This is a genomic window from Methylophilus medardicus (genome assembly GCF_006363955.1).
Classification (GTDB): Bacteria; Pseudomonadota; Gammaproteobacteria; order Burkholderiales; family Methylophilaceae; genus Methylophilus; species Methylophilus medardensis.
On record NZ_CP040948.1, the window covers coordinates 2,535,824 to 2,562,793 of the forward strand.

At 51.8% G+C, this 26,970-nt stretch carries 23 protein-coding genes and 1 tRNA gene; 11 read left to right on the forward strand and 13 right to left on the reverse strand.

All coding sequences use genetic code 11. The features are described 5' to 3' along the window. Positions 1 to 153 precede the first annotated feature (153 nt). The 7 genes from hemA to metW all read left to right on the forward strand — a co-directional run bounded on the left by hemA (position 154) and on the right by metW (position 6,917). Positions 154 to 1,413, forward strand: a complete 1,260-nt coding sequence (hemA, locus tag FIT99_RS12045; RefSeq protein WP_140004501.1) for a glutamyl-tRNA reductase — start codon at positions 154 to 156, stop codon at positions 1,411 to 1,413. A gap of 65 nt (positions 1,414 to 1,478) precedes the next feature. Continuing rightward, a complete protein-coding gene (prfA, locus tag FIT99_RS12050; RefSeq protein ID WP_140004502.1) occupies positions 1,479 to 2,561 on the forward strand; it encodes a peptide chain release factor 1 in 1,083 nt (360 codons plus the stop codon). A 6-nt stretch (positions 2,562 to 2,567) separates the two neighbouring features. Then, positions 2,568 to 3,416 (forward strand): DNA alkylation repair protein, encoded by an 849-nt coding sequence (locus tag FIT99_RS12055; RefSeq protein WP_140004503.1) that lies wholly within the window; start codon positions 2,568 to 2,570, stop codon positions 3,414 to 3,416. A 5-nt stretch (positions 3,417 to 3,421) separates the two neighbouring features. Next, entirely contained in the window at positions 3,422 to 4,288 is an 867-nt protein-coding gene (gene prmC, locus FIT99_RS12060; RefSeq protein WP_396652228.1) for a peptide chain release factor N(5)-glutamine methyltransferase, read from the forward strand. Between the two features lie 42 nt (positions 4,289 to 4,330). Beyond that, positions 4,331 to 5,128: a TIGR01458 family HAD-type hydrolase gene (locus FIT99_RS12065; RefSeq protein WP_140004505.1), complete on the forward strand. Its 798-nt coding sequence runs from the start codon at positions 4,331 to 4,333 to the stop codon at positions 5,126 to 5,128. 59 nt (positions 5,129 to 5,187) lie between these two features. Next, complete coding sequence (metX, locus tag FIT99_RS12070; RefSeq protein WP_140004506.1) at positions 5,188 to 6,315, forward strand: homoserine O-succinyltransferase MetX; 1,128 nt, start codon at positions 5,188 to 5,190, stop codon at positions 6,313 to 6,315. Continuing rightward, a complete protein-coding gene (metW, locus tag FIT99_RS12075; RefSeq protein WP_140004507.1) occupies positions 6,312 to 6,917 on the forward strand; it encodes a methionine biosynthesis protein MetW in 606 nt (201 codons plus the stop codon). The genes metX and metW overlap by 4 nt, the downstream gene beginning before the upstream one ends. Here the strand turns inward: metW and FIT99_RS12080 are convergent. Next, positions 6,914 to 8,815, reverse strand: a complete 1,902-nt coding sequence (locus FIT99_RS12080) for a sigma-54-dependent Fis family transcriptional regulator (protein WP_223261216.1) — start codon at positions 8,813 to 8,815, stop codon at positions 6,914 to 6,916. The genes metW and FIT99_RS12080 overlap by 4 nt on opposite strands. A 268-nt stretch (positions 8,816 to 9,083) precedes the next feature. On the opposite strand from FIT99_RS12080, the gene FIT99_RS12085 reads away from it, so the two are divergent. From FIT99_RS12085 to FIT99_RS12095, 3 genes are all read left to right on the forward strand, one after another. Next, positions 9,084 to 10,952 carry a methanol/ethanol family PQQ-dependent dehydrogenase gene (locus tag FIT99_RS12085; RefSeq protein WP_140004508.1) on the forward strand — a complete coding sequence of 623 codons (1,869 nt, stop codon included), beginning with the start codon at positions 9,084 to 9,086 and terminating at the stop codon, positions 10,950 to 10,952. 13 nt (positions 10,953 to 10,965) lie between these two features. Further along, positions 10,966 to 11,286 carry a c-type cytochrome gene (locus FIT99_RS12090; RefSeq protein ID WP_140004509.1) on the forward strand — a complete coding sequence of 107 codons (321 nt, stop codon included), beginning with the start codon at positions 10,966 to 10,968 and terminating at the stop codon, positions 11,284 to 11,286. 103 nt (positions 11,287 to 11,389) lie between these two features. Then, positions 11,390 to 12,634, forward strand: coding sequence for an AmpG family muropeptide MFS transporter (locus tag FIT99_RS12095; protein WP_140004510.1), 1,245 nt, complete (start codon positions 11,390 to 11,392; stop codon positions 12,632 to 12,634). Positions 12,635 to 12,773: 139 nt separating this feature from the next. Here FIT99_RS12095 and FIT99_RS12100 read toward each other — a convergent pair whose 3' ends face one another. Beyond that, complete coding sequence (locus FIT99_RS12100; RefSeq protein WP_140004511.1) at positions 12,774 to 13,547, reverse strand: exodeoxyribonuclease III; 774 nt, start codon at positions 13,545 to 13,547, stop codon at positions 12,774 to 12,776. A gap of 28 nt (positions 13,548 to 13,575) precedes the next feature. Between FIT99_RS12100 and pyrE the strand changes: the two genes are divergently transcribed. Further along, a complete protein-coding gene (pyrE, locus tag FIT99_RS12105) occupies positions 13,576 to 14,223 on the forward strand; it encodes an orotate phosphoribosyltransferase (protein ID WP_140004512.1) in 648 nt (215 codons plus the stop codon). Positions 14,224 to 14,277: 54 nt separating this feature from the next. Here pyrE and FIT99_RS12110 read toward each other — a convergent pair whose 3' ends face one another. The 11 genes from FIT99_RS12110 to FIT99_RS12160 all read right to left on the reverse strand — a co-directional run bounded on the left by FIT99_RS12110 (position 14,278) and on the right by FIT99_RS12160 (position 26,960). Next, a complete protein-coding gene (locus FIT99_RS12110; protein WP_140004513.1) occupies positions 14,278 to 14,667 on the reverse strand; it encodes a YidB family protein in 390 nt (129 codons plus the stop codon). A gap of 115 nt (positions 14,668 to 14,782) precedes the next feature. Next, positions 14,783 to 15,895, reverse strand: coding sequence for a pseudouridine synthase (locus tag FIT99_RS12115; protein ID WP_140004514.1), 1,113 nt, complete (start codon positions 15,893 to 15,895; stop codon positions 14,783 to 14,785). Between the two features lie 38 nt (positions 15,896 to 15,933). Next, positions 15,934 to 17,190, reverse strand: coding sequence for a biosynthetic peptidoglycan transglycosylase (locus tag FIT99_RS12120; RefSeq protein ID WP_140004515.1), 1,257 nt, complete (start codon positions 17,188 to 17,190; stop codon positions 15,934 to 15,936). A gap of 11 nt (positions 17,191 to 17,201) precedes the next feature. Next, positions 17,202 to 17,516, reverse strand: coding sequence for a (2Fe-2S) ferredoxin domain-containing protein (locus FIT99_RS12125; RefSeq protein ID WP_140004516.1), 315 nt, complete (start codon positions 17,514 to 17,516; stop codon positions 17,202 to 17,204). Between the two features lie 38 nt (positions 17,517 to 17,554). Further along, complete coding sequence (locus tag FIT99_RS12130; RefSeq protein WP_140004517.1) at positions 17,555 to 18,508, reverse strand: energy transducer TonB; 954 nt, start codon at positions 18,506 to 18,508, stop codon at positions 17,555 to 17,557. Positions 18,509 to 18,523: 15 nt separating this feature from the next. Further along, positions 18,524 to 19,894, reverse strand: a complete 1,371-nt coding sequence (gene mpl, locus FIT99_RS12135; protein WP_140004518.1) for a UDP-N-acetylmuramate:L-alanyl-gamma-D-glutamyl-meso-diaminopimelate ligase — start codon at positions 19,892 to 19,894, stop codon at positions 18,524 to 18,526. 72 nt (positions 19,895 to 19,966) lie between these two features. Then, positions 19,967 to 20,593, reverse strand: coding sequence for a thiamine phosphate synthase (thiE, locus tag FIT99_RS12140; RefSeq protein WP_140004519.1), 627 nt, complete (start codon positions 20,591 to 20,593; stop codon positions 19,967 to 19,969). Next, positions 20,577 to 21,434 carry a bifunctional hydroxymethylpyrimidine kinase/phosphomethylpyrimidine kinase gene (gene thiD / locus FIT99_RS12145; RefSeq protein ID WP_140004520.1) on the reverse strand — a complete coding sequence of 286 codons (858 nt, stop codon included), beginning with the start codon at positions 21,432 to 21,434 and terminating at the stop codon, positions 20,577 to 20,579. The genes thiE and thiD overlap by 17 nt, the downstream gene beginning before the upstream one ends. Before the next feature lie 11 nt (positions 21,435 to 21,445). Continuing rightward, positions 21,446 to 21,519, reverse strand: a tRNA-Gly gene (locus FIT99_RS12150). Positions 21,520 to 21,624: 105 nt separating this feature from the next. After that, positions 21,625 to 25,035: a two-partner secretion domain-containing protein gene (locus FIT99_RS12155; protein WP_140004521.1), complete on the reverse strand. Its 3,411-nt coding sequence runs from the start codon at positions 25,033 to 25,035 to the stop codon at positions 21,625 to 21,627. A 218-nt stretch (positions 25,036 to 25,253) separates the two neighbouring features. After that, on the reverse strand, positions 25,254 to 26,960 hold the full coding sequence (locus FIT99_RS12160) for a ShlB/FhaC/HecB family hemolysin secretion/activation protein (RefSeq protein WP_140004522.1): 1,707 nt from the start codon (positions 26,958 to 26,960) through the stop codon (positions 25,254 to 25,256). Positions 26,961 to 26,970: the final 10 nt, after the last annotated feature.

Here is a 26,970-nt window from a genome sequence, read left to right on the forward strand (position 1 = left end):
TTATGCCAAATTGACAGGATTCTTGCTTGTGTCGCGTGAATATAAGAAAATGTCGACACTTTAGCCATGGATTTTAACGCCAACCGCTCATGACCAGTTTGCAAGCGCCGATTAGTTTGTCTTTTCAACCTGTCCCGCAGGTAAAATAGCGCCATGCAACTGTATACCATTGGTGTCAATCACACCACCGCGCCCATTGCCATTCGCGAGAACGTTGCGTTTAATAACGACACCCTGCCCCATGCTTTGGCAGATCTGGCTAGCCACAACGTGGCAGAAGTGGCGATTTTATCGACTTGTAACCGCACCGAAATTTATGTGCAATCCATTCGTCCTGAAGAGGTGATCGAATGGTTGGCGAACTATCACCGCCTCACGCCAGATAGTTTATTGCCATACACTTATACCCTGAGTAGCCACGAGGCAGTCAAACACGCGTTCCGGGTCGCAAGCGGACTCGACAGCATGGTGCTCGGTGAGGCGCAGATTCTGGGGCAGTTCAAGCAGTCAGTGAAAATTGCGCAAGACTCCGGCACTTTGGGCACGCTGCTGCACAAACTTTTTCAGCGCACTTTTGAAGTCGCCAAAGAGGTACGCACTAATACCGACATTGGCGGTAGCTCCATCTCGATGGCAGCGGCGGCCGTCAAACTGGCGCAACGCATTTTTGGTGATTTAAGCGCACAACGCGTCTTATTCATTGGCGCTGGCGAGATGATAGAGCTGTGTGCCGATCATTTTGCCGCGCAAAAACCGAAAAAAATCACTGTCGCTAACCGCACGCTAGAGCGCGGCGAACAACTGGCCGACAAAATTCGCAGTCAGGGCTTGAATGTGCAAGCCATCCTGCTCAACGACCTGCCAGAGCGCTTTCAAGAATTTGATATCGTGATCACCAGCACCGCCAGCCAACTACCGATTGTCGGCTTGGGCATGGTTGAGCGGGCGATTAAAGCACGCAAGCATCGCCCAATGTTTATGGTCGATCTAGCGGTGCCTCGAGATATCGAACCAGAAGTATCTGCGCTGGATGATGTGTTTTTATACTCAGTGGACGATTTGGCACAAGTGGTCACCGAAGGACTGGGCAATCGCCAAGAGGCGGCGGTGAACGCCGAGCTGATTGTCAACGCGCGTGTTGAACATTTCATGCAATGGCTGAAGCAACGTGAAGCAGTGCCCACGATTAAAGCCTTACGTGACCAGATCGATCAAGTGCGTCAGACCGAGCTTGAAAAGGCACTGAAACTATTGCAAAAAGGCGAGTCGCCTGAGAAGGCTCTCGAAGTGCTGAGCAATGCGCTGACGAATAAATTTTTACATGGCCCCAGCCATGCGCTCAACAACAGCCAGGGAGACGCGCACGCCCATCTCGCACACCTGGTAAAACAACTATTCCAAATCAAAGAATGATGTTTTCAAGAGATGGGTGTTCGCCCACTCGCTGAATACCAGTCGTTGAATATTAGGTAAATACGATGAAACCAAGCATGTTGCAAAAACTCGCTAATTTAAGCGAGAGACTCGAAGAACTTAACCGCCTGCTTAGTAGCGAGGGCGTGACAGATAACATGGATAACTACCGTAAGATCATGCAAGAGCATACGGAAATTACCCCGATTGTTGAGCAATATCATATTTATACGCAAACCGAATCTGATCTTAAGGAAGCACATCTCATGCTTGCCGACCCGGAGATGAAAGCGTTTGCCCAAGAAGAAATCGACAGTGGCAAAAAACGACTAGAAGAAGTGGCACTGGCCCTGCAGACATTGTTGTTGCCCAAAGACCCAAGTGACGACAAAAATATATTTCTTGAAATTCGCGCTGGCACCGGCGGGGACGAATCTGGATTATTTGCAGGCGACTTGTTCCGCATGTACTCCCGTTTTGCCGACCGACAGGGCTGGAAGGTAGAAGTCGTCTCAGCCAATGAGGGCGAAGTCGGTGGCTATAAAGAAATCATCGCCAAAATTATCGGCTATGGCGCCTACTCAAAACTCAAGTTCGAGTCCGGCGGTCATCGGGTACAGCGCGTGCCCGATACCGAAACGCAAGGGCGTATCCACACCTCGGCTTGTACCGTGGCCATTCTGCCTGAGGTAGAAGAGGTGGGCGACGTCGAAATTAATCCGGCAGATATCCGTATTGATACTTTCCGGGCCTCTGGCGCGGGCGGCCAGCACATTAACAAAACCGATTCTGCGGTGCGCATTACTCACGCGCCGACCGGCATCGTGGTCGAATGTCAGGATGGCCGCAGCCAGCATGCCAACAAGGCGCAAGCGATGCAGGTATTGGCCGCGCGCATTAAAGCCAAGCAAGTAGATGAGCAACAAAGCAAAATTGCCTCCGAGCGTCGCAATCTGATTGGCTCAGGCGATCGCAGCGAGCGCATCCGCACCTACAACTATCCACAAGGCCGCATCACTGACCATCGCATTAACCTGACGCTGTACAAAATTGAAGCGATCACCGAAGGCGACATGGATGAGTTGATTCATGCATTAGCCACAGAATATCAAGCAGATTTGCTGGCGAGTTTGGGTGAAGAGGGCTAACAGGCTGTGGTTGCTTTTCGCATTCCAGATGCCCCACGCAGCATTCAAAAAGACCAGCCGCTCAAGTTTTTGCTCGATCGCGAAGCGGTTGACTGCCTAGCACACAATATTGCGCTGGTGCATCCTGCTTTTGACGCGCAAACCTTTAAGCAGTTAGCGCTCACCAACATCGTGCCGCTAGGCATCATGGATCGCGCGGCACACATTGCCGCGGCCTTACGCGCAACCTTGCCCAACAAATTCGCTGATGCCATTGAAATTCTGCTCAACACGCTTACACCGCCCAATGCGCATACTGAGCGCTTGGGCTTAAGTGTTTTTTTCTATCTGCCGCATACGCGTTTTGTGGCTGATTATGGCCGCGATGCCTCACACAATCACGGTGAGGACCCTTTTGAAACTGCCATGCGTGCGCAATACGCTTTAACGCGGCGCTTTACTGCCGAGTTTTCAATTCGTCCCTTTTTGATTCATGATTTTGAACGCACCTTGCACCAGCTCACACAATGGGTCACGGATCCCGACCCGCATGTGCGCCGCTTATGTTCGGAAGGCTGCCGACCACGCCTGCCGTGGGGCGCGCGCATTCCGCAATTAATTGTCGACCCGACGCCGGTATTGCCGATTCTGGAAGCCTTAAAAAATGATCCAAGTCTGTATGTCAGGCGTAGCGTAGCCAACCACCTTGGCGACATTGCTAAAGACCATCCAGCGCTTGCATTTGCGGTATGTGAGCGCTGGCTTACAGATGCCGACATACACTTGAAATGGGTCATTCGCCATGCCGTGAGGCATCCTGCCAAGCGCGCACATGCGACGGCCATCGCGTTGCGCAAAGCCGCGGGGGCACGATAGTGTCATTGCAAACAGAGCTCATTCAGGTGCAACAGTGGCTACAAACGGCGCGGCAACAACTTGCGCAGCACGTGCCCGCAGACGAGGCACGCATTGAGGCACAATTACTGCTCATGCATGTGCTCAACGTCAGTCGCGCCTGGCTCATCGCCCATGCGACCGATCACATCGAACCAACACAACTCAGTGTGGTGGCGCATTTATTGCAGCGTCGGTTACAAGGTGAGCCAGTGGCTTATCTTCTGGGCAAGCGAGAGTTTTTTGGCTTAACACTCAAAGTGACCACAGATACGCTTATTCCGCGACCAGACAGCGAAACTCTCGTAGAAGCTGCGCTGCAAAAAATCTGCGCGGGGATGCGCATTTTGGATCTAGGCACCGGCACCGGCGCCATCGCACTCGCGATTGCGAAGCATGCGCCGACGTGTCAGGTGGTGGCCGTGGATGTCTCAGCCCCAGCATTGGCTGTGGCGCAAGAAAATGCGCACTCCCTGCAACTACCTCATGTGCAGTGTTTACACAGCCACTGGTTTGATGCTTTGCCGACAAGCACATTTGACCTGATCGTGAGTAACCCACCCTACATCGAGCACAACGACCCCCATCTGCAACAAGGGGATTTGCGCTTTGAGCCGTTTTCGGCACTGGCCTCGGGAGAGGACGGCTTAACCGCGATCCGGCAGATCATTTCACAGTCGACAGCGCACTTAAATTTGGGAGGCTGGCTACTCCTAGAGCATGGTTACAACCAAGCGCAAGCCGTTCAACAACTGCTACAGGCGCATGGCTTTACAGACGTTGAGACCCGACACGATTTGGGCAATCAACCGCGAGTGACCCTCGGTAAACGATCCGCCGCCGAACCAGTATGATTTTTGCTTGAGTCTGCATACACCTAACGCTAGGGAGTTGTAATGCGCGCTATTCCGAATATTAAAGCGGTGCTGTTCGATCTGGACGGTGTGTTATACATCGGCGATCAAATCATTCCGGGCGCCTTGGAGGCGGTCGCTCAACTCCGCGCAGCAGGAATGGCCGTGCGGTTTGTCACCAACACCAGCACCTTGTCTTTGCACGCCCTGCAAGCAAAACTGAATGCGCTTGGCTTCAATGTAGTGCCTGAAGAAATCATGAGTGCACCACAAGCGACCATTCAATATTTAAAAAGCAAACCGAATCCGGTGTGCAAGTTGTTATTAGCCGAGGATGTGAAAAAAGATTTCGCTTGTTTTGACCAATCTGACACCGCCGCCAATTATGTGGTGATTGGCGACATTGGTGATGCCTGGTCTTACACATTACTCAATGCGGTATTTCATTGTCTGGTGAACGGCGCACAACTCATCGCGATTCATAAAAACCGCTTTTGGCAAACGGATAGCGGGCTACAGATGGATATTGGCGCATTTGTGACGGGGCTAGAGTATGCCAGTAACACCAAAGCAATGCTGATGGGCAAACCGTCTGCGCACTTCTTTCATCTGGCAGTCGATGCCTTGCAACTGACACCCGCAGAGGTGCTCATGATCGGCGATGATATTGATGCAGACGTGGGCGGCGCGCAAGCAGCCGGGCTGCATGGCGTGTTAGTCAAAACTGGCAAATTTCGAGAAACCTACACCCGCTTATCCGCCGTTGAGCCAGATGCGATCATTGCATCGGTGGCTGACCTGCCAGCCTTGCTTGGCTGTTTAAGCACCGCCAATTACTAAAAGCGAGGCAGGCGTGCCCTGTCTCGCCGTTTAGGCATGCTGCATAGTATAATTAGGGTATGTCTGAATCGAATTCTGTTGGTATCGTTAAAGCGCAAGTCGCGCATTTTACCCAGCCACTGGCCCTGAAAAGTGGGGCAGTGCTGCCACAATATCATCTGACCTATGAGACCTATGGCGAACTGAACGCGGCCAAAACAAACGCCGTGCTCATTTGTCATGCGCTCTCTGGTAACCATCATGTCGCCGGCCGCTACACCCCAGAGGATAAGTATCCGGGCTGGTGGGACAACCTGATCGGGCCAGGTAAGCCGCTAGACACTAATAAATTTTTTGTGATTGGTCTTAACAATTTGGGCGGCTGTCATGGCAGCAGCGGCCCGTCCAGCGTCAACCCGTTGACCGATAAACCCTACAGCGCCACGTTTCCAGTCGTCACGGTCGAGGACTGGGTAGAATCTCAAGCCCGCCTGTTAGACCACTTGGGCATTGACCAACTAGCGGCGGTGATCGGCGGCAGCTTGGGTGGCATGCAAGCATTACAGTGGAACATTGCCTACCCAGAGCGGGTGCGGCACGCATTTGTGATTGCCTCTGCACCCAACTTAACGGCGCAAAACATGGCGTTTAATGAGGTCGCCCGACAAGCAATTATTACGGATCCCGAATTTTTCGACGGTGATTATTACAATCACGGTACGGTGCCGCGTCGCGGCTTGCGGATTGCGCGCATGCTTGGCCACATTACTTACCTATCTGATGATGTAATGGGCGAGAAATTTGGTCGCAAATTGCGCCATGGCGATGTGAAATACAGCTTCGACGTCGAGTTCGAAATGGAATCCTACTTACGCTATCAAGGGGACAAATTTGCTGGCGAATTTGATGCCAACACCTATTTGCGCATGACGCGTGCCCTCGATTACTTTGATCCAGCGCTAAATTACGGCGGCGACTTAAGCCTCGCACTCAGCCTTGCGCAAGCCAAATTTTTGGTGATTTCATTCACCACTGATTGGCGGTTTTCACCGGCGCGCTCGCGTGAAATCGTCAAAGCATTGCTCGACAATGCCTTGCCAGTGAAATACGCCGAGGTCACTTCTGACCATGGCCATGATGCATTTTTGATGCACGACCCCTACTATCACGACATCATGCGCGCGTATCTGGAGCAAGTTAAAGTATGATTAATGCAAAAATTACAAATATTCGTCCAGATTTTGCATTAATTACAAACTGGATATCGCCAAAAAGCAAAGTGCTCGATTTGGGTTGCGGCGATGGCACGCTATTGACCCACTTGCACGACACCTTAAAAACGACCGGTTACGGTATTGAAAAAGAGGATAGCAATTGGCTGGCCGCGCTCAAAAATGGCGTAGATGTGATTCAAATGAACTTAGAAGAAGGCTTGTCTGGCTTTGAAGACCAGTCTTTTGACACCGTGATTTTGTCGCAAACATTGCAAGCCATGCACAATACCGAGAGCATCGTGCACGAAATGTTAAGGGTTGGGCGCGAGGTGATCGTCACTTTTCCTAATTTTGGCTACTGGCGCAACCGCATGCAGATTACCTTTGGCACCATGCCAGTGTCCAAAAGTTTGCCCTATCAGTGGTACGACACCCCCAATGTCCACCTGTGCACGATTCACGATTTCGACGCATTTTGTGCACAACATCGCATTCAAGTAATCGAACGCAAAGTCATCACCGGTGGCCAAGATGTGCATGTGTTGCCCAACTTAATGGGCAACTTAGCTATGTATCGCCTCAAAAGCGAACCTTAATTCAACTCTAAGTCTTTCAAACGGCGATAGAGGGTGTTTCTGCTCAATCCCAACTGCCTTGCCACCGCCGAAATATTACCGCTGTGTTGACGCATGGCTTGACGAATAGCGGCCTCAGATTGCGACTTCAAACTCTCGTTCGCCGAAGGCAACGCCGTGGCTGGGGCATGCGCTGGACCATCCCATTCGTCGATAAAGTCTTGGGTGAGATGCTCGCGCCCAATCTCGCCACCATCCGCCAACGCCACCGCCGTGCGCAATACATTATGCAACTGCCGGATATTGCCCGGCCAGGGATGGCGGGTAAAAATAGCCATCACCGACGCGCTGAGCGTCACCTGCGGCGCTTGCTCAATCTGAAGAATCATCTGAATCAACCGCGCCAGATCCTGCCGCTGCCGCAAGGCCGGCAATTGCACCGTCAAGCCGTTAATGCGGTAATACAAATCGCTACGAAACTCACCCGCCGCGACTTTCTCTTTTAATGCTTGGTTGGTCGCGCTTAACAGCATAAAATTCACAGGAATCGACTTGCTTGAGCCCAACGGCGTCACGCTTCTGTCTTGCAGCACACGTAACAATCGCGCTTGTAGCGTCAACGGCATATCGCCGATTTCGTCCAGAAACAAGGTACCGCCATCAGCTTGTTGAATTTTGCCGATATTGCCTTTTCGCTTGGCACCGGTATAGGCGCCCTCTTCATAGCCAAACAGTTCGGCTTCGATCAACCCTTCTGGCAATGCGGCACAATTCACCGCCACAAAAGGCTGCTGCTTGCGCGCACTGGCGTCATGGATCGCGCGTGAAAATAATTCTTTGCCGGCACCGGTCTCACCCAATATCAGTATCGGAATATCGCGATCTAGCACTTGTTTCACTTGCTTAATCGCTAAGCTTAATTGTGGGTCGCCACTATCGAGCATTGCCAAGCTGGCGGCAGATTCCCGCGGCTGGTCAAGCACCGGTGTGCGACCAGGGGACGGCGCATGCTTGGCTGAAGCCTTGGCAAACAAGCGGGCACCATTGCGTAACCGTAAAGGGGATAAAACCGCTGTCGAACCTGCACGTTGCTTAAAAGCCAGCCAAGATTCATCAAAAATGGCTTCAAACGAGGGGCGTCGCGATGACAGTAAATCTTGATCTAGCGGCAGACCAAACTGGAATTGGCCGCTGCGATTAATCGCTTGCAGTTGACCTTGCGCATCAAATAGGGCGACGCCCTCCCACAGCGTGCCAATAAATTCTGGCCGCGCATGAAAGTGCACGCCAATTTCACCCTCCGCAGTGGCATGAAACAAGCGGTTTTCAACCATTTGTGCGGCCATTTTCACCAGCGCCAGCGTATGCTGTTGCGGCGCATTTAGGTCGTTAGATACATCCAGCGTGGCCACTAAATGGTTGTTTGCTGCAAAAATGGGCACGGCAGAACAGCTGAGGGAACGGTGATAGGCCATGAAGTGCTCAGCGCCTTGCACGCTGATCGGCAATCGCTCGACCAGTGCAGTGCCGATCGCATTGGTACCGCGGTGCTCTTCACTCCATGAGGCGCCGGGCAATAGCGAGGCTCTGACCTCGTTGGCATCCACGCCCTCGCCCATCGTGCGCAAAATCACCCCGTCACTGTCTGTCAGAATCACCAAACTGCGGGTGTGGGCAATTTGCTCACTGAGCGTGATCATTTCAGGGTCAGCATGCGTCAGCAATAAGCGATTTTTTTCTAGCCGATGTGCCAGCGCTTCTGCAGTGATGATCTGATCCTCAGCTGGCGCCTGTTCATCTACACCCTTGACCATGCAGCGGCGCCATGAGCGCGCGATGGCCTCGGCAATCGCGCGTTGATCATCACGCAAGGCCGCTTGTGGCATTTGGGCGGGAGAGGAAGAATATTGATTGGGCATTGAAATCTGTGCACCTGTCACTGAACATTGAACAACTGTACCAGTATGACACACCCGTGAACACTTTCCGCGACGATGCGCATCGTGACCAAGCGAGACATACTTTATTAAGCAATTGATTTTAATTCATTTTTTCTAATTTCCAAAATGGTCTGCGCGGTTGGCACGCGGGTTGCAATATCAGACCAGGAGTCACAAAAGAAGCCTTTGTGAACCGCTTGCAACACCATACATTCCAGCTTCACAGCAACCATTTTGGAGGTTATTTATGCAACAACGTATCAAGCTTGCGATCGGCGCATTGCTGATGGGCAGTCTCAGCACCAGCGCATGGGCAAATGCCGAACTGGACGCATTGATGAAAGACGACAACCAGTGGGTCATGGCGCGTAAAGATTACGCCAATCAAGGCTATAGCCGCTTGTCGCAAATCAACAAAAGCAACGTCAAGAAATTAAAATTGGCGTGGACTTTTGCCACCGGGGTCAACCGCGGCCACGAAGGGGCGCCGCTGGTGATCGGCAACGTGATGTACATCCACACCGCTTTTCCTAACAATGTGTACGCATTGGACTTGGATGACAACCAGAAAATTATGTGGTCCTATTTTCCTAAACAAGACCCAGATGTGCAGTCTGTATTGTGCTGTGACAACGTCAACAAAGGCTTGGGCTACGGCGATGGCAAAATTCTGCTGCAACAGAATAATGGCGTGTTAGTGGCGCTAGAAGCTAAAACCGGCGCCAAATTGTGGGACGTGAAAGTCAATGATCCAAAAACCGGCTCAGCCAATACCAACGTTCCGCATGTATTTAAAGACAAAGTGATCACCGGCTGTTCTGGCGGCGAGTTTGGGGTGCGTTGCCACATCAGTGCTTACAGCATCAAGGATGGTAGCCTGATCTGGAGAGCTTACAGCACAGGCGCTGACAGTGAAGTGATGATCGGTAGCGACTTTAACAAAGAAAATCCGCAATACAGCGCGTTGTCTTTGTATGAAGACGTCAATGGCGGCAACAAAATGGGTGGCTCATTCAAAAATCTGGACAAAGCACAATTGAAATTCCCAGAAGCCAATCTGGGGGTTCGCACTTGGCTCAAACCACAGCAACAGAAAGACGGTTGGCAAAATGGCGGCGGCCCGACTTGGGGCTGGTACTCATACGACCCTAAATTAAACCTGATGTATTACGGTACCGGCAACCCAGGCACTTGGAACCCGGACGTTCGCCCAGGGGATAACAAGTGGTCGATGACGATTTTTGCACGCGATCTCGACAGCGGCATGGCACGCTGGGGCTACCAGATGACGCCGCATGACGAGTGGGATTACGACGGCATGAATGAAATCATTCTGTGGGAGGCGAATGGCAAACAATTGGCCTCACACTTTGACCGTAACGGCTTTGGCTATACCTTTGACCGCACCAACGGCACCTTGCTGGTGGCTGAAAAAATGCATCCGTTTGTCAACTGGGCCAGCAAAATTGATCTGAAAACCGGGATTCCAGTCAAAGATCCCAAGTATTCGACCCACCAGGATTACAACGCGAAAGGAGTTTGTCCGTCTGCCTTGGGTGTGAAAGACGAGCAACCAGCGGCTTATTCGCCTAAAAACAAAACCTTCTATGTACCGTTGAACCACGTGTGTATGACCTACGAACCGGTGGAGTCTAAGTATGTCGCGGGTCAACCATGGGTTGGTGCGACCTTGACCATGTTTGCCGGTCCAGATGGTGTTATGGGCGGATTCATGGCATGGGATGGCCTGAAAGGCAAAACCCAGTGGTACAACAAAGAGAAGTTTTCCGCTTGGGGCGGTGCGCTGGTGACTGCATCTGACTTGGTGTTTTACGGCACCCTAGATCGCTGGGTAAAAGCACTCGATGCCAAAACTGGTAAAGAGCTGTGGCGCTTTCAGGTTGGCTCAGGCGTGGTTGGCAACATGATCACTTATGGGCATAAAGGCAAACAATATGTGGGTGTCTTGTCTGGGATTGGTGGTTGGGCGGGCGTGGCCATGAACTTAGGGCTGACCAACGACACTGATGGCTTGGGCGCGGCGGGCGGCTACAAAGAGTTGACCAAGTACAATGCTGCCCCTGGTGGTGGTGGCATGAATGTATTTAGTTTATAAGAAAGGGCAACACATGCATTTATTTAATCAAACCTTGCTCGCGTCGGTGTTGCTAGCTGGCACTGCCTCAGCCATTGCGGGCAGTGGCGCCGAAGCCCTGGCACAGAAAAGTGGCTGCTTGCTCTGCCATGGGGTCGATAAAAAAATAATGGGCCCCGCCTACAAGGAAGTCGCTGCGAAATACAAAGGCGACAAAACCGCAGAAGCCAAACTAATCCAAAAAGTTAAAGCCGGTGGCGGTGGTGTTTGGGGAGAGATGGCCATGCCGCCCAACAGCCCTCAAGTAAAGGACGAAGATATTAAAACCATCGTCCAGTGGGTGCTGAGCCTATAGTTTTAGTTGATTAACCATTGATCTCCGAGTGTGCCAACCCGCAAGGGTTGGCTTTTTTTTTGCGGGCCCACGACGCCTAGAAAAAAGCGTTTACAATGCGGACATGAATCTCGCGCAAACCCTTTTTAATCGCCGTATGCTGATGTGTGTGGCGCTTGGCTTCAGTTCTGGCTTACCGCTTTATCTGTTGTTGCAATTACTCCCCGCTTGGTTGCGAAGTGAGGGCCTCAATCTCAAAACCATCGCCGCCTTTGCCTTTATGCAGTTGCCCTATACCTGGAAGTTTTTATGGGCACCGTTGATGGATCGCTATACCCTGCTAGAACGCTTTGGCCGACGTCGCAGTTGGATTCTGGCCACGCAAATAACGTTATTCGGCGCCATTATCGCGCTCGGGGCATCCGATCCAACATTGGAGATTGGCACTGTTGCAGTGTTTGCAACCTTGGTGGCCTTGTTTTCTGCCAGTCAGGACATCGTGATTGATGCCTACCGTCGCGAAATTTTAAGCGACGATGAACTGGGTCTAGGCAACAGCATCCACGTCAATGCCTACCGGATTGCCGGACTGGTGCCAGGCTCACTGGCACTGATACTGGCCGACCACCTGCCGTGGTCACAAGTCTTTTTCATCGTCGCATTGTTTATGTTGCCCGGCATAGGCTTTACGTTATGGTCACAAGAGCCGGCCTCTGTCGGCAAACCCAAAACCCTACTCGAATCGGTCATTGAGCCATTTAAAGAGTTCATCCAACGCAGTGGCTGGCAGCATGCTTTCTGGGTGTTGCTGTTTATCCTGCTTTATAAACTGGGTGACAGCATGGCCACCGCACTGGCCACTCCGTTTTACCTGGATATGGGTTTTAGCAAAACGGATATCGGTGCGATTGCCAAAGGCAGCGGTCTTGTCATGCAAATTATCGGTGCACTTGTGGGCGGTTTATGGATGCTCAAACTCGGCATCAATCGCGGTCTGTGGGTATTTGGCGTCGTGCAGGCCCTGTCCATTCTCGGCTTTGCCTGGCTGGCACATAGCGGTCCGTTTGCCAGCATCGATGTGGCCGAGCGCGGCATGCTAGCATTTGTGATCGGTTTTGAAGCGTTCGGGGTTGGCTTGGGCACCGTGGCCTACGTGGCCTACATGGCCCGCGAAACCAATCCGGCCTATACCGCCACGCAACTTGCATTGTTTACCAGCTTGTCGGCTGTGCCGCGCTCTGTTTTCAATGCGCTGACGGGCGGGATGGTCGAAACGTTGGGTTGGGAGCAGTTTTTTTATGTGTGTACTTTGCTCGCGATACCGGGGATGTTGCTGCTGTTTAAAGTAGCAGGCTGGCGGGCGCGGTAATTGTTTGCGCAAAACAAACATTCTTTTTCGCCATTAGGCGCAAACAAGCCTCGCAATACTGATCACCCTCAGTAAGCGTGCCCTGAAAGTGATCAGCACTGGCTGGGCCAATTAAGCGGGCCAGAGCATCATTTTTTACTTAATCCGTATAATCCACAATCAGCGGCGCATGGTCACTAAACTTTTCCGTCTTATAGACGTCAGCCGCAATCACTTTAGCCCCTAAGGTAGGGGTGGCCAGTTGGTAATCAATCCGCCAACCCACATTTTTTGCATACGCCTGTCCGCGGTTACTCCACCAGGTGTAGCATTCATCTGTGGTTTGCGGATGCAAAGTCCGATAAGTATCGATCCAGCCGACACGTCCCAGCACATCGCTCATCCAAGCACGTTCCTCTGGCAAAAAACCCGAATTTTTTCGATTGCCTTTAAAGTTTTTTAAATCAATGTCTTGGTGCGCAATATTCCAGTCACCACAAATCACCACTTCGCGGCCACTCGCAATTAATTGTTCCAAGTGCGGCAGGAATAAAGCCATCACCTGAAACTTGAATTGCTGGCGCTCTTCCCCACTGGAACCACTTGGCAAGTAGAGGGAGACCACACTTAAATTGCCATACTGGCACTCGAGATAACGCCCTTCGGCGTCAATGTCTGCATGCCCCAAGCCGATGATGACCTTATCTGCTACTTGCTTGCTATAGATGCCTACTCCGCTGTAGCCCTTTTTTTCGGCATAGTGAAAATAGCCATGATAACCGGGCGGTTGCAACATCTCCGCTTGCATGTCAGCCACTTGTGCTTTGAGCTCCTGCAAGCACACGATATCGCCACCACTATTGGCCAGCCAGGGCAAAAATCCTTTGTTGCAGGCTGACCGTATGCCATTCAGGTTCAAGGTTATAATACGCATTGTTTAAATACTTTCTGCTTTTTTAAAAATGACTGCAAACGCTCTCAGTGCTGATTTTATTGCTTTTTCCATCCAGAAACAGGTGTTGCGCTTTGGTGAGTTCAAAACCAAAGCCGGTCGCTTGAGCCCCTATTTTTTCAATGCAGGTCTGTTTGACGATGGCGACAGCATGCTCAAACTTGGCGAATTTTATGCCAACAGCATTCTACAGTCTGGTCTGCAATTCGACATGCTATTTGGTCCGGCTTATAAAGGCATTCCGCTAGTCACCGCGATCAGCATCGCTTTTGCACGCATGGGTCATAACTATCCCTATGCCTATAACCGCAAAGAAGCCAAAGATCATGGCGAGGGTGGCACGCTTGTGGGTGCGGCCTTAAAGGGACGGGTACTGATTATTGACGACGTCATTTCAGCCGGCACATCGATCCGTGAATCTGTCGAAATGATCCGTCAGGCAGGCGCGCAGCCATGCGCCGTGAGTATCGCCCTTGACCGTCAAGAAAAAGGGCTGGGCACGCTCTCTGCAGTGCAAGAGGTGGAGCAAACCAATCAGATGCCAGTGGTCAGCATTGCCAAACTGGCAGATTTATTCGCCTATTTGCAAGGCAATGCACAACTCGCACAATACTTTCCAGCGATTGAAGCCTACCGCGCCAACTATTGCGTCAGTTAAGACTGCGCATTCGCCCCGCGTGACTGCCAACCCATTAAAAGGGGTGGCCTTAGTTTATTTCATCATGCCCATTAAACGGGACATGATCAGCGCGGGATTATTTTCGACGGCCCCATTAGGGGTTAATTGATTCACCACATCGGGTAGATATTCAGCAATTTTCTGCGTGAGGTCGCTGGCAGTCATATTCAGTTTGCCTGCCATCCCCTCGAGCACATGACTGCCTAACGCAGCGCCGATTTGCTGCGCATTGACCCCCATATTGGCGCCGGTGCCCACCCATGAATCGACCTGTTCGGATAACCCGCCATTTTTCAATGCCTGCAAGATGCCTGGCAAGCCGCCGTACTGCTGAAACAACTCCATCGCCAACGAGGCCAACGGGCCTTTGTCACCCATCACTTTATTAAGCATGGCGCCAGCAACGCTATCAAATAGTCCCATTTTTTTATCCTTTTTATATTTGTGGTTGATCAAATAGAGCGGCGTTTAACAGCCGCCGAGCGCTTAAGGCTGATCTTCGGATCGCTTTTTTAAGCTTTTGAATCTGTAGCAACCCTTAAAAGCGCTCGTGTTCAGCCAAATAACGCCATTGGCCGGGCGGTAACTTGCCCAAGTTAATGCTGCCGATGCGAATACGTTTTAACCCCACCACATGTAACCCCACCAGCTCGCACATCCGGCGAATTTGCCGCTTGCGACCTTCGCGTAATACAAAGCGCAACTGTTCTTCATTCTGCCAAGAGACTTTTGCCGGTTTCAATGTCACACCGTCTAGGCTTAGGCCATGATTTAATAGCGCCAACCCATTGTCAATCAGTTGGCCTTCAACGCGGACTAGATATTCTTTTTCAACGTTGGAATCATCCCCAATTAGTTTACGCGCCACCCGTCCATCTTGTGTCAGCACCAGCAACCCGGTGGAATCGATGTCAAGACGCCCCGCAGGTGCCAAACCACGTAAATGTCCGCGCTTAAAACCGATGCCACTCGCATCTTCTGCCCATTGATTGTCCGGATTGAACAGCACCACGGCTGGCTCATAGCCATCCTCAGCTTGGCCACTGACATAACCCACCGGCTTATGTAGCAACACAGTCACGGTTTCTGCCTGATGCTCGCGGGCATACGCGCTGATCACAATGTCGGCATCGGCATCGATGCGGGTGCCGAGGGTTTCGATAATTTCGCCATTGACCTTAACCCAGCCATTGGCAATCCAATCATCTGCCTCGCGACGGGAGCACAAGCCACGATCTGCCATCACTTTAGACAAACGCGGCTGTTGATCATTGTCTGCGACCGATGGCGCAGATTGAACCGCTGGCCGAGCCGCTGGCCGAGACTCTCGCTTGGCGGCAAAGGATCGATCATGATCACGCGGTTTGTCACTGCGCCCCGTCCGCGCTGCTGACGAGCGCCCACCAGCAGTTCCTGGCTTGCCCGCAGGCTTGCGTGAATCTCGCGATTTAGAGCCACTCTCCGACCTAGGCGAGTGCGCTTTAGATCGGGGCGCTTGTTCTGTCGACTGCGGCGCAGCCTCGCTAGGTTTGTCTTTTTTGAGCATAGGCGCCTTGCTGCGATCGCGCAGCTCGGGCGCTAATGGTCTGACCGGCTTTTGCTTTTTTTGATCGGTGGTGGCGGGGGATTTATTGAGTTTTAGCGTAGACAAAACAGTTGTCTCACAAATGAATAAGGTGCTATTGTAATTTATTTAGCCGCAGGCGCACGAAAATTCAGGCTACCCGGCTGTTTACGGGCACTCTCCGGCATGTAGTGCAAAATGCTCTCCGCGCGCTGCAAATCCGGCTGTCTCGCCATAAATTGGCGTTTCCAGGCGCGATGTGGATTTTTAATAATGCCCGCCAACCAAGCCGCTTGTATCGGGTTGATCTGCGCGGGTGCCAGGCCAAAATAATAGTGCGTCGCAGCATAAGCCCCACATAAGCTTGGCCCCCAATCCACCGTATTCAAATACACGTTAAGAATTTGTGTTTTGGTCAGCGTGTGCTCCAGCTGCACGGCGTAAAGTAGCTCTTCGATTTTACGTTTCCAGGTACGCTCGCCGTTGGTGAACATGTATTTGACGACTTGCTGCGTGATGGTGCTGCCCCCGACCGCTTTGTCTGTGCTCTCTTTGCCGAGTAACTGCTGCAACTGGTTGAGCACGTACCCGGGGTGGTGCCTAAACTCAGCATCCTCAGCAATGATCGTTGCCATCGGCAACCAGCGCCCCATTTTGTCTTCGCTGAGCCAGTGCATTTTTTCTGGATGCTTTTGCTCATCGAGTAATGGGCAGTCATATTGCACAGCGGTGGCAGTGACTTTACTCAGATCCAACCCGCTGACTTGCAATTGATCTAATTGTGGTTGCGCACTCCAACTTTGCTTGGGCCAGCGCAGGGTGCCATTCGCCATCAGCATGCCAGAGACCTCTGCCTGCGCAATGGCGGCAGAATGGGCACGCAAAGGTGCCAGCAGGTGAGTGAGTGGTGTGACAGGCAAGGTCCAGTCCAGCTTCAGTGCCCGCATAGTGACTTTGCCATCAAACACAATTTTGAAGCGCTTTTGCGCCGAAACTGCCAACAAATAGCCATTTAATTGCTGACCATCGAGCTTGATCCATAGCTCCACCGTGTCTAGCATGAGCGGTTTTTCACTGACTGACTTTGCAACTAACCAACAATGTTGGCAATGCACGCGCAAGCCATCTGCATCATAGAGCCGGATTTCACCTTGGTGTAGACTAAACTCTTTGTGATCCAACCACCAGCGACCAGCCGGTGAAGTCGCCAGCATCAGCAGCGGCAACACCCGCACTTGAATCCCCGCATTGCCCAAAGGCAACTTAACGCGCCAAGCGGTGGTGTCGTAAGGCTGCCAGATCCAAGCAGCAAGGCCAGTCACCAACAACAACATGGCGATGAGCGCAGCAAAAAATAGGCGTTTAAACCAGTGTATCCCCATGCAGCAAAGCCCTAAACCAGCAAGCGCTCCACGACTTTACCCTGATGAAAGTGGCTGTCGATGATGTCATCGATATCGCTCTCATCGATAAAGGTATACCAGACGGCATCCGGGTAGACAACCATCACCGGGCCGACTTCACAACGGTCTAAGCAACCGGCACGGTTAATACGGACTTTACCGGCGCCAGCTAGCCCCGCTTGTTTGACTTTCTTTTTCATGTAGTCAAACGCGGCTTCAGCGCCTTTATTCATGCAACAGTCTTCGCCATTTTCGCGTTGATTGAGACAAAAAAATACGTGATATTGAAAGTGACTTTGGGTCATAACGATTGCCTTGTTAAATCTCGCACTGCATCGCAAGCTTACTCAGTGGAGAGTTGGTCATCTCTGGTAAATGTCCAGGTACGGGTGATACTGAGTACATCGGTATCCTGGCGAATATCTGCCGGAAACACCGGAAAAGGCGCAGCCAGCTGCACGATGCGCCGCGCAGACTCATCCAGCAATCGGTGCCCTGAACTTTGGTGGATGCGAATATTTTCAATACTACCATTGGCTTTAATAGACACCGTCATTTGCAATTTGCCATATAGCTTTTGCGTTTTAGCCGTTTGCGGATAATTCAGGTTGCCTACTTTTTCGATCTGTTGTCGCCATTGCTCTACATAATTCGCAAAACGATATTCACGTGTACGGGCCCCTACAAACTGTCGCTTTGGTCGCATTTCGTAAGCTTCTTGTTGCTTCGCAATCAGCGCCTCGAGTTTGGCCATTTCTTGCATAGCGGCCGTGGTTGGCTGCGACTGGACGGGAACATGTTTATCCATCTGCTGTTTCGGCGCCGTTTTCGGCTGCGTCAATGGCGGGGTGGATAGACTTGTGACCGATTGACTCGCTTTGAGTTGCGTCAATAAAGCTTGCGCCTCTTGCTCCAACTGGGCGACACGTTGTTTTTCACGCACAAGTTCAGCGGCATGCGGGCTGGCAGCGGTGGTCGCCGAGGGCAGGGTGGCCTGTGCGGCGGCTGGCATAGAAGGCTGCATTTGCTGCAGACTGGGCAGCGGGCTCTTCATTTGACGTTTTTCATCGGTATTACCGCCCCGATCAAGATTGGCCTGCGCCAAAGCGTCTGCCTTCTCTGGCGCACTGCGTGTCTTGCTGTTAACCAGCATCACTTGCAAAGACGGAATCTGGTCTTTAAGGGCTTTGAGTTCGGGTTGAAAATGCAGCGTCAACAACACCGCATGTGCGAGCAACGAAAACCACAAAGCCCACACCAATGGTGAGCGTTTACGGAACGTTTCACTCAGGCCCATGCGGCGTCGGCCTGCTTATACCTGCAGCGCTTGCAATAACTTTTGGTGCACGCCACCAAAGCCACCATTACTCATCACCAGCACATGGTCGCCCGGTTTGGCACTCGCAACCACCGCTTCGACCAATGTCTGTAAGTCCTCAAAGGTGTGCGCCTTGTGTTGTATTGGGGCGAGTGCCGCGGCAGCGTCCCAGCCTAATTGGTTGGCATAACAAAACACCGCATCGGCATCGCGCAAGCTGTCTGGTAAAGCATCTTTCATCACGCCCAACTTCATGGTGTTAGAACGCGGCTCTAGTACGGCCAGAATTCTGGCGTTCCCCACTTTGGCACGCAAACCAGCCACCGTGGTCGCAATTGCTGTGGGGTGATGCGCAAAATCGTCATACACCGTCACGTCATTGACCACACCCTTGACCTCCATACGGCGTTTGACATTTTTAAACGCGCTCAAGGCCTCAATCGCAATACAGGGTGCCACACCAACATGGCGCGCCGCGGCAATCACGGCCAGCGCATTCGTACGGTTGTGTTCACCCAGCAAGGCCCAACTCACGTTGCCCTGCCGCTCGCCGTTAAACAACACATCAAATCGGCCTTGGCTATCCACATGTTGCACTTGCCAACCTTGCGCACTATCGATGCGTTCCAAACCACTCCAACAGCCGCGTGCAATCACACGGTCTAGGCTTTGCTGCTGGTTCGCAACGACCAAGCCTTGCTGCGGTACAGTGCGCACCAAATGATGAAATTGTTTCTCAATCGCCGCGAGGTCTTCGAAGATATCGGCATGATCAAACTCAAGATTATTCAACACCGCCGTGCGGGGGCGATAATGCACAAACTTGGAGCGTTTATCAAAAAACGCCGTGTCGTATTCGTCAGCTTCAATCACAAAAAAAGGCGACACAGACTTGGTGTCTTGTGGCGGGGTTTGTGGCAAGCGTGCAGACACGCCAAAGTTTTCAGGCACACCGCCAATTAAAAAGCCCGGCGCTAAGCCAGCATATTCAAGCACCCAGGCCAGCATCGAGGCGGTGGTGGTTTTGCCATGTGTGCCAGCAACCGCCAGCACCCACTTGCCCTGCAAGACATTTTCTGCGAGCCATTGCGGGCCAGAAATATAAGGTAAGCCTTGATTGAGAATGGCTTCCATCAGCGGATTGCCACGGGTGACCACGTTGCCGATCACATAGATATCTGGCGCAAGGCTGGTTTGTGCCGGATCAAAACCCTCGATCAGCTCAATGCCTTGCGCTTCGAGCTGCGTACTCATGGGAGGATACACATTCGCATCGCAGCCAGTGACCCGATGACCGGCTGCTTTTGCCAGCACAGCAATGCCGCCCATAAAAGTGCCACAAATACCAAGGATGTGAATATGCATAAAAATATACCGGATCAGATTAACGCATGCATTTTACCAAACAACGTCTGGTCACGCGGTAGCGATTGCCGTTCAATGTGATGTAAATAAAGACTGATACTGCTGACAACGAGCCGCGATATCGCTGGCGCTAAAAATGTCGGTAATCACAGCCAGCGCATCTGCGCCCGCAGCGATCAAAGGTGGGGCATTGGCCACCGTGATACCACCGATGCCCACCACAGGCACCGACAATGTTTGTTTGGCTTGCGTGAACAGATCCGGCGATGCCTTTGGTGCCTCAGGCTTGGTGGATGAGGGATAACAAGCGCCAAAAGCAACATAATCGGCGCCCATGGCCTGCGCCTGCACCGCCAGCGCAAAGCGGTTATAGCATGAGGCGCCAATCATTTTGTGTTTACCCAACACTGCGCGCGCCTCTGTAATGGCGCCATCATGTTGGCCAATATGCACACCATCTGCATCAAGGGAGGCTGCCAATGCTACATGATCATTGATTAAAAATGGCACATTGGCCTGACGACAAAGCGCTAACAAGGCCGAAGCTTGCGTATAACGCAAATCAGCACTCGCGGTTTTATGACGGTATTGCACAACGGATACACCGCCCTGCAGCGCGAGTGACACCTGTGCGCAAAGCCGTTCAGTATCATCACAATCTGGCGTGACCAGATATACCCCACTAATGCTGGAGTTCACTCGCTTTTTCCTGCACATCAGACTCGCGCGCCCAAAAGAAGCGGTCAGGAATAAATTGTCCCATGCCAGGACGGAAAGCATAACGCAAAGTTTGCCAAGTGAATTCTTGGGCTTCATGCACGGCTTCTTCCATGGTCAAGCCGTGGGCCAGGCAGGCCGTAATGGCGCTGGTTAAGGTGCAGCCAGAGCCATGATAGCTGCCAGGCAAGCGCTCCCAATGATAATCCTTGATCAAGCCCGGGACCTCGTTTTGCACGCCGTATAAACTGTTGACGACATCGTTTGAGCGCTCATGGGTGCCTGTAATCATCACATACTCGCTACCCATGGCGAGTAGGCGCATCGCACATTCTTGCAATGAACTGTGTTTGACCTCGTCGCCCTCATCGTAATAAGCCAGACGTCTGGCTTCAAGACTGTTTGGCGTAATCAGGGTTGCTTGGGGAAATAACAATTCGCACATGGCGGCCTGCATTTCTTCGTTGGACAATTCATCCCCGCGACCAGACGCCAAAATCGGGTCTATGATCAAAGGCACATCCGGATAATCAGCTACAATTTCAGCAATCACCGCGACATTTTCAACACTGCCCAACAAGCCCAATTTAAATGCACTGACGGACACGTCCTCGAGAATGGCACGTGCCTGATCATTAATCCAGTCTGCATCCAGTGGCATCACACTCTCTACACCCACCGTATCTTGCACCGTAATGCCCGTAATCACTGAAAGCGGATAACATCCAATACTGGCGAGCGCCATGATGTCTGCCTGCACGCCGGCGCCGCTACTGGGATCGGTGGCTGCAAAGGTTAAAACGGTGGGAGGGGTGATGGCCATGAAAATTCCTTTGGAGCGGCTGACGGGAATCGAACCCGCGTATCAAGCTTGGGAAGCTGGCGTTCTACCATTGAACTACAGCCGCGAACGAATGACCGTTATTTTACTTGCTGTCTCGTCGAATACAAAACATTATTGCGCATAAAAACAAAAGCCGGACAATTGTCCGGCTTTTGTTTAACTCACTACGTTAAATACAATTCGAGTTGACGCCGTCTGGCAGTTTCACACCAGAACTCAAGATTGGCGTGCTACCCAAATGATCTTCAGGCGTTGGGCAAGCCACCGCATCCAGATCTTCCTCATCACCCGCCGCTGGGTTCAGTGACACGATAAACATCGTATTCAACAGCGGATTGTTTGGAATCAAGCCCCCTAAGCCTGCATCATCACGCGGCGTAGCAAATCCGGCAACAGTTGGCGTCACTGGCAGAGCAATGATAGACCCTGTCGCAGTGGAGTCATTGCTGACCGTCGTATAAGCGTTGTAGATCATTTTGCCTTCGTTGGTCACCGCACTGGTGATCGTGGTCGGGACGGTAGTAATCGCTTTACCCGTGCCCACTGCTGCGTTATCGAACGCAGCACTATTCAGCGTCGATGGCGAGAAAGTCACTACATCGTTATCGAGCACGCCACTGGTGGTGAGCGTGAGGCCACTTAAATCGGTAACCGTATTGTTACCATCAAACACTTTGCTGGATGTACCGCTCAGCGTTGCGGTCACGGTTGGGCTCACTTTGTGCACAAACCCATTGCCTGTACCTAATAATGCGCCACCAAATGCGGTGCCGTATTGTTTGTAGTCATACGACGCCAGCAAGTTACTGCCCTTAACATCCCCGGTTGGGTCGTTACTGTAAACCGTCCAACGGCCAGTAGCGCCCGTCGTGATGCTTGAATCTGCACCATTAATAAAGTTACGCCCGGCCACCAATTGCACCGCAGTCGCCGCATTGCTGTTGCTGGTCACATTGCCATTCATGTTCACATCTTGGCCAGCTTTCACCAGCACGTCAGCACCATTGCCTGCAATGCCTGAACCTGTTTTAGCGCCTGACACTACGGTGATCGGCCCAAAGCTGACATCGCCGGTGGTGCTTTGTAAGGTCACCGCACCGGCATTGCCACCCGCTTTATTGGTGCCGTTACCATCAGCACCCGAAGCAGTAATGGCTTGCGTCGTGATGCTAGTGCCTGCAGTGATATTCACAGCACCAGCACTTTTACCATCGGTATTGCTTCTGGTAGCGCCAGCACTTGAATTAATGGTACCTGAGGTCACTGCGCCATTAGCCGCCAGGGTCACTTTGCTACCGATAGCGTTAAAACCACCTTGCGTCGAGACATTGCCCACCGACACATTGCCAGCACTGCTCTTCACATTCACTTCACCAGAGGCCACAGAAACAATCGAATTTCGGCCCGCTGCGCCGGCACCGGTATTAATATTGCCAACCGAAGCATCGCCTGTGGTTGCAATATTGACATTCCCACCCGCGCCACCTCTACCAATTGGCTGTGAAATACCGTCAATCATCGTAGGGGTAGTCGCGCCGTTTCCAGGCGCACCTGATCGGCCGCCAGAAGTATCTATAGTACCGGTCATATTCAAACTGCCGGCCTGAATGATCACGCTGCCGCCATTAAAGCCGTTCGCATTACTAGAAGGAACACCACCCGTTGCGGTGATGTTTGCATTGCCTAAATCCGCCAGGCCCGCCACGGTGATTTTTACACTACCCGCATTACGATTCCCATTCGCAGTGAAGGCATCTGCGCCAGTGGTAATAATATCGCCTGCTGTGTGTGTCAACGTAGCTGCTGACAAGTTAACCGCGCCGCCTTTCGCAGTAATATCTGCGCCAATGGCTAAATTACCCACATTATTACCGTCAGCATCCGCCGTTAAAGTAATGCTGCCACTGCCAAGGGTGGTGGTATTCGCCACCGTATTAATCGCAGCATTAACGTTGATATCGTTATTTGCAACCAAGCGGATGCTACCGCCGTTGTTCATGGTCAACGCGCTGGCAACAGTGATATTGTTGCTTGCCTGCAAAAACAGCTCGCTAAAGCCTTTTACGTCATCAATCTGAATGGTGGTCAAATTGCCTGCGTTATCGGCAAATGCAACATCTGCGGTTCCGTTTGGATTGTTGCTAGGGGAAGGCTGTGCGCTGTTATCAAGCACGATATTTTCTGGGTCTAGCAGCACTGAACCACCGACACCATTTAACGCTGCCACATTTACCTTGCCGATGAAAGCGAGGTTTTGCTTGCCAGACACTTCAACAAAACCACCGTTGCCGCTGAGGGCGCCGCCTTGTGCAGAAATTTGTCCATAGTAACGGGTCAAATCATCCGCCCAAACAATCACCTTGCCGCCATCACCTTGTTTAAGTGCGTCGGCTTTGATGGTGGCGCCGCTGGAAACATACGTGGTTCTGGCATTGTAAACCGCGTCATTTTTGCCTTGGTAATCACCGCCAACCAATACTTTACCGCCACCGGTATCGCCTGAGGCATCCAAGACCGCTCCGTCCATCAAGGCAACTTGCTCACCGGTGACTTCAATGCTACCGCCAGTAGTGCCCTGACCTTGTGCGATCAATTGGCCAGAGACTTCTACCTTGGCGTGATCGCCGCCTTCAAGACGGATCATGCCGTTGCGCTCAACCAACTGGTTGGCTTCAACAATCCCTGAAATATTAATGGCTGCTGCACGCGCATTGGTGGCCATTTGCACAAAACCGCCATCGGCGTAAATATTGCCGCTGTTTTTAATATTGGCTTCAAGTGCATCGCCAGACAATTTTGCCTTGACCAAGCCGTTGCCAAAAAAGTCTAGCGTAGCCGTTTGCGCAGAACCTAGTACCACACTGCCGTTATTGGCCACCAAGGTGCCGCTGTTATCGACTGTTTTGCCTAACAAAACAATGTAACCCTCACCCTGCGTTTTGATCACGCCACGGTTTTCGACGTTGCCGATCAGGTTGCCGGCGTTGAATTGATAATTGCCCTGCAAGAAGGCTTCATTGGTAATGTTTAAACTTGAAGCCACGATGTTGCCAACGTTCACCTCTGCACCCTGACCAAACAACACGCCGTTCTGGTTCACCAGAAACAAGCTACCGTTAGCGTTGAGGGTGCCCATGATTTCAGAACGGCTGTCACCAATCACGCGGTATAGTGCTCTACCAGCGTCGGGCATGATGACGTCGAGTTGGTTACCCTTCATCACACCAAACTTATAGAAATCCACAATGTTGACGTTAGCCGTGTGCACATATTGCGTATGGGTGGCGCTGACTTCTTTCACGGTGAGGTCACCGGCAATGACACCAGCCACCACATTGTTATCGGCAAAAGAGGAGAGTGGCATGATGGCGGCGGCAAATGCACTCGCCACAACCAGCTGCCGTTGCGTGGCGGCAGTCAGGGCCACACCCAAAGCGGTTTTGGTCGTGGCTGCTGCGCTCACTTGTCCGTTCACATGCGACTTACCATGGGCACGGGTGGTTTCGGCAACGGCGACCCAGGCTTGCTGAAGCTTGTTCCAAACAAGGCGATACACATGGTTTAAGGATGCTGCTTTCATGACACTTCTCCTATGATAAGCGACGCCACGGGTCGGTGACCAGTGGGTTGCTATGACTTCTCTCGATTCCTGATATGTGTGTAATTTTGGTTCAGGAAGTTATATTTGTATGTAGCCCACTATGACTAATCAAATTCCACTTTGACGCATCAACCACAAGCAGGCTATTTTGTGTCCGGGCGATCGCCCGGATCATTTACGACTAAAACATGAAACGACTAGAAATTTTTTCTTAGCTGAGCCCACAGCTGAAATTCGGTGTTGCTGGCGGCATTATCAAGATCGCGTTTCTGCTGGCTGTAAGTGGTGGTCAGTATCCATTGACCAGGAAACTGAATGTCCGTCCCCAAACCAACCATATTGGATCTGACATAGGTACTGCTGCCCACAGGATCGTGGTTCAACTTGCCGCGGCCTGCATCAAAAAATGCAAAAGGCGTCACTGACTGAATATAAGGCGTGACATCGGCGCCAGTGGTCGCAAAAGTTTTGCGCACATCGGTGCCCACCATCCAGCCCTGATCGGCCTGACTTGGGATCTCTGAAAACTGACGCCAACGGTTAATCGCACCAATACCAAAGCGTTCAGCAATATCCAGGTTATTGCCAGCCCCTTGATAATCCGCACGGACAATCCAGTTCACGCCATTATCAAACACTTGTGTGCGGCTGGAGGTCCAGTTCCATTTGATGAAACTACCTTGCGTGTCTAACAGCGAGCGGTCAGTGGCTTTTGCCTGCGAATCTTTATAAGAGACATTGCCACCCGTGGCCAGTAAGCTCCACTGATACACCACGTTGCCAGAGTCATTAATCCAATCGCCGACAAAACCCAATTCTAAGCTACTGATGTCACGGCGGTTGTTGATGGCGAATGCCCGCACATCATCATCTAAAATTTTATAGTTAGAGCCGACTTTAAAGGCAACACCTTTTTTAGTCTCACGCATCAAAGGATGCTCTAGAGAGGCGAAAAAATAATGCGCATCGCCAGAGGCATCAAACTGTTTAAAGTCACTGCCGAGCTTGTAATCTACATAGCTGTAGGCCAGATTCATGATGGTGCCCGCGCTACCGACCGGCGTAAAATACAAACTGCTGAGTGAGCGCTGGCCCTCATCGCGCGACACTTTACCCACCACCGCCAACTGGTCACCGCGACCATTCAGGTTGTTGAGCGCCATGCCAAAGCCCAAGGTCTCGCGATTGGTAAAACGGTTGCCGTAATTGTTCGCACTAACAAAGCCGCTAAAACGGGTGCGGGGTTCAACAGACACCGCGACATCGGAGCTACCGACTGCTTCACCGGGGTTGAGTTGTGAAGTGACTTGTATGCCGGGCAGGCCGTTCATGACCATGATGTTGCGCACCAAGTTGCGCTCGTTGAGCACATCGCCCTTGTTCAAACCATATTCTGACAATGACTGAAAATAGGCTTGATCCAAGCCTTGTCCCGCTTCGGCCTTGACCTCGCCCAAGGTGCCTTCCAAAATAGAAAGCTCAACCTCTGCGCCGGCATCTGTGGTTTTTTGCAAATCCTGCGTTGGCAAATAGACCTGTGTCAGCATATAGCCGCGCTGACGGTAATAATTTCGTACCGTTCCCACCGCCTCATTCAACTCACGCATGCCAATTTCGCGGCCAGTGAGATGCGCTAACTGCGCGGACAGAATTTCATTTGAAAATTGCTTGTTGCCTGAAAACTTAAACGCATTCACCACAATTTTCAGGCTGGATTTTTTCTGTTTTTTTTCTGGCGCAGGGGTTTCGTCCGGCACTTGAATGATTGGTCTTGGCTCGGGCAATACCGGCCGCGGCAAATTTTGCTGAATATCTGGCAAAGATACCCCGCCAGCGAACACTTGCGATGTCACACTTAATGCTAGTAGCGATAACCAGCCCGTGCGCTTCAATGGTTTGTTCAAAATAATTCCC